Origin of the sequence: uncultured Amnibacterium sp., assembly GCF_964245895.1 — a bacterium.
Lineage (GTDB): Bacteria > Actinomycetota > Actinomycetes > Actinomycetales > Microbacteriaceae > Amnibacterium.
Genome location: NZ_CAXTOQ010000234.1, coordinates 1 through 3452, shown reverse-complemented (window position 1 = coordinate 3452; position 3452 = coordinate 1). Strand labels below are relative to the sequence as shown.

At 76.6% G+C, this 3452-nt stretch carries 3 protein-coding genes; all 3 read left to right on the top strand.

What is annotated here, in order from left to right; all coding sequences use genetic code 11:
* The first annotated feature begins 263 nt into the window (after positions 1-263).
* On the top strand, positions 264-1442 hold the full coding sequence (locus ACFE60_RS18290) for a transcriptional regulator (protein ID WP_375390280.1): 1179 nt from the start codon (positions 264-266) through the stop codon (positions 1440-1442).
* A gap of 77 nt (positions 1443-1519) precedes the next feature.
* The gene (locus tag ACFE60_RS18285) at positions 1520-2743 is read left to right on the top strand and encodes a GAF domain-containing protein (protein WP_375390279.1); all 1224 of its coding nucleotides are present in this window, start codon (positions 1520-1522) and stop codon (positions 2741-2743) included.
* A 132-nt stretch (positions 2744-2875) separates the two neighbouring features.
* Positions 2876-3452: aldehyde dehydrogenase family protein (locus ACFE60_RS18280; RefSeq protein WP_375390278.1), on the top strand; the 577-nt coding region annotated here is incomplete at its 3' end.

The window sequence follows — 3452 nt, the reverse complement described above, 5'->3', positions numbered from 1 at the left end:
GAGCACCAGTCGGCCCCGTAGACGGTGATGCCGGCGGTCTCGTCGGGGTCGGTCATCTCCCGATCGTAAAGGTCCGCGCGGGACCTCCAGCGCGGCGTGCGCGCCGCGGAGCCCCCGTGGGTCGTGCTCGACCTGGGAGCCCCCTCATCAGCCTGGGCCGATCGTGAACGGGTTCGCGCCCGCGGGCGTACGGTGTGCGCGCAAGGTGGCGACGGCGCTGCGCGGGAGGTCGCATGCCGGCTTCTCCGCGGGACCCGGGCCCGGTGGTTCGACGACGCCTCGTCGCCGAGTCGTGGGCGCGCGCCGAGGCGGTCAGCCTCGCGCCGGACCGCGTCGAGGTCGTCACGGCGATCGGCAGCCGCGAGCTGGCGGAGCTGCAGCGCACGCACCCGCTGGCCGGGGCGCTGCCGGTGATCCGGTCGCTGCTGCTCGAGGAGGCGGAGGACGACACCGGACTGGTCGTCACGGTCGCGGACGCGGCCGGGCGCCTGCTCTGGGTCGACGGGGACCCGCGCACCCGCCGCCTCGCGGAGGCCCTGCGCGTCGTGCCTGGCGCCGACTGGGCGGAGTCGCGGGTCGGGACGAACGCGCCCGGGACGGCGCTGGCCCTCGACCGGACGATGCAGGTCGCCGGGGAGGAGCACTTCGCGCTGCAGGTGCAGCGGCTCAGCTGCTCGGCGGTGCCGATCCACGACCTCGGCACCGGGGAGGTCATCGGCGCGCTCGACATCAGCGGCGGCGCGGCCGCGGTCGGCCCGAGGTCGCTGCCCCTGCTCGCGGCGACGGTCGCCGCGGCGGAGCGGGAGCTGCTGCTGCAGCGCCTCCTGCGCGCGGCCGAGCGACCGGCCGAGCCGGTCGCCGACCTGCCGCCGCGCCTCGACGCGCTCGGGCGCGACCGCGCCGAGCTGCACGCCGGCGGCCGGGTCGTGCCGCTCTCCCTCCGGCACGCCGAGCTGCTCACGCTGCTCTCCTGGCACCGCGGCGGCCTCACCGCGGAGCGCCTCGCGGAGCTGGTGCACGGCCGGCGGGACGCGACCGCCACCATCCGGCCCGAGATGACCCGCCTGCGTCGGCTGCTGGAGGCGTCCGCGCCGTCGCTCGTGCCGCTGACCCGCCCCTACCGGCTGCCGGCGCCGCTCGAGCTCGACGCCCGCCGCCTGATCTCGCTGCTCGACCGGGGCGCGCACCGCGCCGCGCTCGAGGCGTACCGGGGCGAGCTGCTCCCCTCCTCCGTCGCGCCCGGCATCGAGGAGATCCGTGCCGAGGTCGACGGGCACCTGCGGGAGTCGCTGCTCGAGACCGCCTCGCCCGACCTGCTGCTCGCGTACGCCGCCCGCGTCGCCCCCGGCGACCCCGCGCCGCTGCTCACCGCGCTGCAGATCCTGCCCGCTCGGTCGCCCCGGCGGGCCGGGATCGTCGCCCGCCTCCGCGCGCTCGCCTGAGCAGGCGGTACGGAAGTGCGTCGGCCGCTCCCGAGTCCCGTGCCCTGCCGCTACCGTGTGGCCCGGATGCTGCGTCGATGGCGACGGGAGGTCGGATGACCGGCGAGACGCGACGGGGCGGGTCGGCGCGCCGGCTCGTGGCCGAGTCGTGGGCGCGCGCGAGCGCCAGGCGGCTCGCTCCCGATCGCGCCGAGCCCGGTGCCCCGCTCGACGACGACCTGCTCGCGGAGGTGCGGCGCACGCATCCGCTCGCCGCCGCGCTGCCCGTCATCCGCTCGCTGCTCGTCCGCGACGCCGACGACGGCTCCGGCGTGGTCGTCGCGGTCGGCGACGCGGCCGGGCGCCTGCTCTGGGTGGAAGGCGACCGCACCCTCGTCCGCCGCGCGGAGGCGATGCGGTTCGTCGCGGGCGCGGACTGGTCGGAGGCGCGAGTCGGCACCTCCGCCCCCGGTACCGCGCTCGCGCTCGACGCCCCCGTGCAGATCGCCGGCGGCGAGCACTTCGCGGTCCAGGTGCAGCAGTGGAGCTGCACGGCGGTGCCGGTGCACGACCTGCGCACGCACGAGACGATCGGCGTGCTGGACATCACGGGCGGCCCCGACGCGGTCGGCCCGAGGGCGCTGCCGCTGCTCGAGGCGACCGCGGCGGCGGTCGAGCGGGAGCTGCTGCTGCAGCACCTGCAGCGCGGCCGGCCGCGGCGCCAGCGCCCGCCCGGCGTCGCCAGGGCGCCGCGGCTGTCCGTGCTCGGCCTCGACCAGGCGGAGCTGACCGTCGACGGCCGCAGCGTCGCGCTCTCCGTGCGGCACGCGGAGCTGCTCACGCTGCTCGCCTGGCACCGGACCGGGCTGTCCGCCGAGCGCCTGGCGGAGCTGGTGCACGGGCGGGCCGATGCGACCGCGACGGTCCGGCCGGAGATGGTCCGGCTGCGGCACGTGCTGTCGGGCACGGCTCCCGGCCTGGCGCCGCTCGCGCGCCCCTACCGCCTCCCCGTCCCCGTCGACCTGGACGTGCGGCAGCTGCTCGCGATGCTCGACCGCGGCGCGCACCGGGCGGCGCTGGAGGCGTACCGCGGCGAGGTGCTGCCGGCCTCCGTCGCCCCCGGCATCGAGGAGATCCGGGAGGAGGTGGGCGGGCGCCTGCGGGAGGCGCTGCTGGAGAGCGCCGCGCCGGACCTGCTGCTGTCGTACGCGGAGCGCGTCGCGCCCGCCGATCCGGAGCCGCTCGTCACCGCGCTGCGCCTGCTGCCGGCCCGCTCGCCGAAGCGCGCCGGCATCGTCGCGCGGCTCGACGCCATGGTCTGACCCGCAAGCCGGCGCAACGTTCGCCCGCCTAGCGTCCAGCAGGAGCACGCACCACGTGCTCGGCCGCGCACGGAGGTCCACCGACGACCGGCGCGGCACGGACGACGACGTCTGGAAGGACGAGTTCCCACGATGACGATTGCTGCGGACGCCCCCACCGAGGCGGCACCGGCCTCCAACCCCCAGGTCTACGCGGCCCCGGGCACCGAAGGCTCGGTCGTGAGCTACAAGCCCAGGTACGACCACTTCATCGGCGGCCGGTACGTACCGCCCGCCGAGGGGCAGTACTTCGACGACATCACGCCGGTGACCGGCAAGCCGTTCACCGAGATGGCGCGCGGCACGGCGAAGGACGTCGACGCCGCCGTCGAGGCCGGCTGGAAGGCGTTCCCCTCCTGGAGCCGCACCTCCCCCGCCGAGCGCGCGCTGATGCTCACCCGCATCGCCGACCGCATGGAGGCGAACCTCGAGGCCATCGCGGTCGCCGAGACGTGGGAGAACGGCAAGCCGGTCCGCGAGACCCTCGCCGCCGACATCCCGCTGGCGATCGACCACTTCCGCTACTTCGCCGGCGCGCTGCGCGCCCAGGAGGGCGGGGTGTCGGAGATCGACCACGACACGATCGCGTACCACTTCCACGAGCCGCTCGGCGTCGTCGGCCAGATCATCCCCTGGAACTTCCCGATCCTGATGGCGACGTGGAAGCTCG